The organism is Nocardioides sp. P5_C9_2 (genome assembly GCF_054049555.1).
Window position 1 is genome coordinate 1 of the sequence record NZ_JBFUMD010000286.1, and the last position, 5,128, is coordinate 5,128.

Here is a 5,128-nt window from a genome sequence, read left to right on the forward strand (position 1 = left end):
CGCGAGGGCGGCGTCCACGGCGTCGCCCAGCTCGTCGTACCCGTCGACGACGAGCAGGGTGAGGAGCTCGTCCCGGCTGCCGACGTAGCGGTAGACGGCCGAGGACACCACCCCGAGGTCGCGGGACACCGCGCGCAGGGAGAGGGCGGCGGCTCCGTCGGTGGCCAGGTGGCTGCGACCGATCCGGACGATGTCGCGCATCGTCTGCTCGCGCGCACGGGCCCTGGGGGTGGTGTCGCTCATGTGCCGAGCATGCCACACGAGCGAGCATGCGTACCGAAAGTGAGCAGTGCTCTTGCTTTTCTGGTCGAGTGCGCGCACCATGGATGAAACGAGAGCAGTGCTCTCCCAACATCAGGAGCAGGACATGAAGGCCATCCACGTCATCACCGGAGCCGGTCCCGTCGGCTCGACCGTCGCGCTGCAGCTCGCGGAGTCAGGGCAGCAGGTGCGGCTGCTCACCCGCTCCGGCAGTGGCCCGGAGCACCCGCTCATCGAGCGCCGACGCATCGATGTCTCCCGACCCGAGCAGCTCGACGGGGCCGTCGCCGGGGCGGTCGCGGTCCACCACTGCATCCACGGCTCCCGGTACGACGCCCGCACCTGGCGCGCCGAGCTGCCGGTCGCCGAGCGCCACGTCCTGGCCGCGGCCGGCCGTGCCGGGGCCGTGGCGGTCTTCCCCGAGAGCCTCTACTCCTACGGACCGGTGGAGGGCCCCATCACCGAGGACTCCCCCCGGACCGCCAGCACCGGCAAGCTCGGCGTGCGCACCGACCTGCTGGCCCAGCGCGCGGCGTCCGGGACCCCCACGGTCAGCGTCGCCGCCTCGGACTTCTACGGCCCGCTCGTGCGCAACGCACACGCCGGCGAGCGCCTCGTGCCGACGGTGCTGGCCGGACGGACCATGCGGGTCCTCGGCAGCCTCGACCAGCCGCACTCGTTCACCTACGTGCCCGACCTCGCCGCCGCGATGGTCCGCGCCGCGGCCACGCCCGACCTGTGGGGCTCGTTCCTGCACGCGCCCACGGCTCCGCCGCTCACCCAGCGCGAGCTGATCGGGCAGCTGGCGGCAGCAGCCGGCGTGCCCGTCCCGCGGATGTCGGCGATCCCCGCCTGGGCGCTGCGGGCGGTGGGGACGATCTCGCGCGAGTCGCGCGAGCTGGCGGAGACGTCGTACATGTTCACGGCGCCGTTCGTCCTCGACTCCACGCGGAGCCAGGAGCGGCTGGGACTGGCACCCACCCCGTTCGGGACGGGGCTGAAGGAGACCGTGGACTGGTGGCGCACGGTCGGGGCGCGCGGCTGAGTCAGCCGGCAGGGACCTCGTTGCGGACCACCGCGTCGCGCGGCGGGGACGCGGTCTCGGTGTCCGGGGCCTCGTCGCCTGTCACCGTGCTGAAGACCTCCTCGGCCACGCCCCGCATCCCCGCGAGCAGGGGGTGGAAGGGAGCCGCGACGCCCGGCAGGGCCTGCGGACCGTTGATCCACGCCTCCGGCCCGGCACAGACGTCGTGGCCCTCGGAGGCCTCGTCCAGGTCGACGTACGTCGCGCCGGCCGACTCGGCGCCCCTGCGCAGGGAGTCGTTGAGCTGCTGCGCCACCGTCGCGGCCGTCTCGAGCTGTGCGGGCGGCAACGACACGGCCGGGCAGCCGTCCTCGGTGGGCAGGACCTGCGGGTAGCCCACCACGTAGACCTCCGCCTCGGGAGCGCGCTCCGAGACCTGCCGCACGACCCCGGCGACCCGGGCCCGCACCCGGCCCGCGTCGCGGAGCAGGCGCTGCTGCAGGCCGGGCGGGCACGCCTGGGCCCCGCCGGGCGCGCAGCCGACGAGCGAGGAGAAGATCCCGAAGTCGTTGCCGCCGATGCCCAGTGTCACCAGGTCGGTGTCCTCCGACAGCGCGTCGAGCTGCGGCGCGACGTTGGCACCGCCGATGACCTGCTGGTTCCCGGTCAGGTCGGCGGTCTCGGCACCCGAGCAGGTCACGTCCCGGTAGGACTCCACGGAGAGCCAGCCGGCCAGGAAGGCCGGGTAGTTGTCGGTCGACCGCACGCACCCCGACGGGTCCGAGCGCACCGTGGTGACCAGCGGTCCGGCGCTGTAGGAGTCGCCCAGCGCGACGTAGTCGATCTCGGACGGCAGGTCCCCGAACGTCGGCGCCACGAAGTCCGCGGGGCCGGCGGAGCCGTCGGCCCCGGAGCACGCGGTGGCCGCGAGGACGAGCGCCGCGAGACCGGCCAGGAGCCGCGGCGAGCGGGAGGACATCAGCACCGGACGATCATGCCACCGGTGTGGTGAGGGCCCGCGTGCCCGTCCTACGGACCGGTAACGTCGGGCGGGACGGCCCACTCGATAGCGTGCCGCCATGTTCTCCAAGGTGCTGGTGGCCAACCGCGGCGAGATCGCGATCCGGGCGTTCCGGGCGGCGTACGAGACCGGGGCTCGCACGGTCGCGGTCTTCGCGCACGAGGACCGCTGGTCCGAGCACCGCCTCAAGGCCGACGAGGCCTACGAGATCGGCGAGCACGGCCACCCGGTGCGGGCCTATCTCGACCCCGAGGCGATCGTCGCGGTGGCCCTCCGGTCCGGGGCCGACGCGGTCTACCCCGGCTACGGGTTCCTCTCCGAGAACCCCGCCCTGGCCGAGGCGTGCGCCAACGCCGGCATCACCTTCATCGGCCCCACGGCCGACGTCCTCACCCTGACCGGCAACAAGGCCCGCGCGATCGCCGCCGCCCGCGCGGCGGGCGTGCCGACCCTGACCTCGGTCGACCCCTCGACGGACGTCGACGCGCTCCTCGAGGCCGCCGAGGCCATCCCGGCACCGCTCTTCGTCAAGGCCGTCGCCGGCGGGGGCGGTCGCGGGATGCGGCGCGTCGACGACCGCGCCCAGCTGCGCGAGGCCATCGAGACCTGCATGCGGGAGGCCGAGGGCGCCTTCGGCGACCCGACCGTGTTCATCGAGCAGGCGGTCGTCGACCCCCGCCACATCGAGGTGCAGATCCTGGCCGACGGCGAGGGCAACGTCATCCACCTGTACGAGCGCGACTGCTCGGTCCAGCGTCGCCACCAGAAGGTCGTGGAGATCGCGCCCGCTCCCAACCTGCCCACCGAGCTCCGGGACCGCATGTGCGCCGACGCCGTCCGTTTCGCCCGCGAGATCGGCTACCGCAACGCCGGCACGGTCGAGTTCCTGCTCGACCCCGCCGGCAACTACGTGTTCATCGAGATGAACCCCCGCATCCAGGTCGAGCACACGGTCACCGAGGAGATCACCGACGTCGACCTCGTGCAGTCGCAGATGCGCATCGCCTCCGGCGACACGCTGGCCGACCTCGGACTGTCGCAGGAGGGCATCGTGGTCCGCGGCGCAGCCCTGCAGTGCCGCATCACCACCGAGGACCCCGCCAACGGCTTCCGCCCCGACACCGGCAAGATCACGACCTACCGGTCCCCCGGCGGCGCCGGCGTGCGCATCGACGGCGGGACGACCTACACCGGCGCCGAGGTCAGCGCCCACTTCGACTCGATGCTGGCCAAGCTCACCTGCCGGGGCCGGACCTTCGACAAGGCCGTCGAGCGGGCCCGCCGGGCGGTCGCGGAGTTCCGGATCCGCGGTGTCTCCACCAACATCGCGTTCCTCCAGGCCGTGCTCGACGACCCGGACTTCGCGGCGGGTCGTCTCACGACGGGCTTCATCGAGGACCACCCCCAGCTGCTCTCGGCCCGCGCCTCCGGCGACCGCGGCTCCAAGCTGCTGACCTACCTCGCCGACGTCACCGTCAACCTGCCCCACGGCCAGGCGCCGGTGACGATCGACCCGGTGACCAAGCTGCCGGCCGTGAGCCTCGACGTACCGGCCCCGGACGGCAGTCGGCAGCACCTGCTGCGCGTCGGGCCCGAGGAGTTCGCCCGTGCCCTGCGGTCCCAGGACCGGGTGGCCGTCACCGACACCACCTTCCGCGACGCCCACCAGTCCCTGCTCGCCACCCGCGTCCGCACCCGCGACCTGCTCAGTGTCGCGGGCCACGTCTCCCGGACCACTCCCGAGCTGTGGTCCCTCGAGGCCTGGGGTGGGGCGACGTACGACGTGGCCCTGCGCTTCCTGTCCGAGGACCCGTGGGAGCGGCTGGCGCTGCTGCGCCAGGCGGTGCCCAACATCTGCCTCCAGATGCTGCTGCGGGGTCGCAACACGGTCGGCTACACGCCGTACCCCACCGAGGTGACCGAGGCGTTCGTCGCGGAGGCGGCCGAGACCGGCATCGACGTCTTCCGCATCTTCGACGCGCTCAACGACGTCGAGCAGATGCGCCCCGCCATCGAGGCGGTGCGCGCCACCGGCACGGCCGTCGGCGAGGTGGCGCTCTGCTACACCGGCGACCTGTCGGACCCCGACGAGACGCTCTACACGCTCGACTACTACCTCGACCTGGCCCGCCGGATCGTCGACGCCGGCGCCCACGTGCTCGCGATCAAGGACATGGCCGGCCTGCTGCGCGTCCCGGCCGCCCGCACCCTGGTGACCGCGCTGCGCGAGGAGTTCGACCTGCCCGTGCACCTGCACACCCACGACACCGCCGGCGGCCAGCTCGCAACCCTCGTCGCCGCCATCGACGCGGGCGTCGACGCCGTCGACGCCGCCTGCGCCTCGATGGCCGGTACGACGTCGCAGCCGCCACTGTCCGCGCTGGTCTCGGCGACCGACCACGGCCCCCGCGAGACGGGCCTGTCGCTGGCCAGCGTCAACGCGCTCGAGCCCTACTGGGAGGCCACCCGGCGGGTCTACGCGCCCTTCGAGTCCGGGCTGCCCGCGCCGACCGGACGCGTCTACCGGCACGAGATCCCCGGCGGCCAGCTCTCCAACCTGCGCCAGCAGGCGATCGCGCTCGGCCTCGGCGAGAAGTTCGAGCAGGTCGAGGACATGTACGCCGCGGCCAACGACATCCTCGGCAACGTCGTCAAGGTGACCCCGTCGTCCAAGGTGGTCGGCGACCTCGCCCTGCACCTGGTCGCGGTCGGTGCCGACCCGCAGGAGTTCCAGGACGACCCCGGTTCGTTCGACATCCCCGACTCGGTCATCGGCTTCCTCAACGGCGAGCTCGGCGACCCGCCCGGCGGCTGGCCCGAGC

General features: G+C 73.2%; 4 protein-coding genes. 2 read left to right on the forward strand and 2 right to left on the reverse strand.

Annotated elements, in window-relative coordinates:
• A partial coding sequence (locus ACXJKL_RS14065) for a TetR/AcrR family transcriptional regulator (protein ID WP_457207667.1) occupies positions 1-243 on the reverse strand: 243 nt, incomplete at its 3' end.
• Between the two features lie 124 nt (positions 244-367).
• On the opposite strand from ACXJKL_RS14065, the gene ACXJKL_RS14070 reads away from it, so the two are divergent.
• Complete coding sequence (locus ACXJKL_RS14070; RefSeq protein WP_457207668.1) at positions 368-1,306, forward strand: NAD-dependent epimerase/dehydratase family protein; 939 nt, start codon at positions 368-370, stop codon at positions 1,304-1,306.
• A gap of 1 nt (position 1,307) precedes the next feature.
• On the opposite strand, the gene ACXJKL_RS14075 is transcribed toward ACXJKL_RS14070, so the two are convergent.
• The gene (locus ACXJKL_RS14075) at positions 1,308-2,264 is read right to left on the reverse strand and encodes an SGNH/GDSL hydrolase family protein (RefSeq protein ID WP_457207670.1); all 957 of its coding nucleotides are present in this window, start codon (positions 2,262-2,264) and stop codon (positions 1,308-1,310) included.
• A 100-nt stretch (positions 2,265-2,364) separates the two neighbouring features.
• Here ACXJKL_RS14075 and ACXJKL_RS14080 point away from each other — a divergent pair.
• Positions 2,365-5,128: pyruvate carboxylase (locus tag ACXJKL_RS14080; protein ID WP_457207669.1), on the forward strand; the 2,764-nt coding region annotated here is incomplete at its 3' end.

What these genes read in the sequence shown, in the direction of transcription:
- ACXJKL_RS14070 (WP_457207668.1), top strand. Translation starts at nt 368, where the DNA reads ATGAAGGCCATCCACGTCATCACCGGAGCCGGTCCCGTCGGCTCGACC.
- ACXJKL_RS14075 (WP_457207670.1), bottom strand. Translation starts at nt 2,264, where the DNA reads ATGTCCTCCCGCTCGCCGCGGCTCCTGGCCGGTCTCGCGGCGCTCGTC.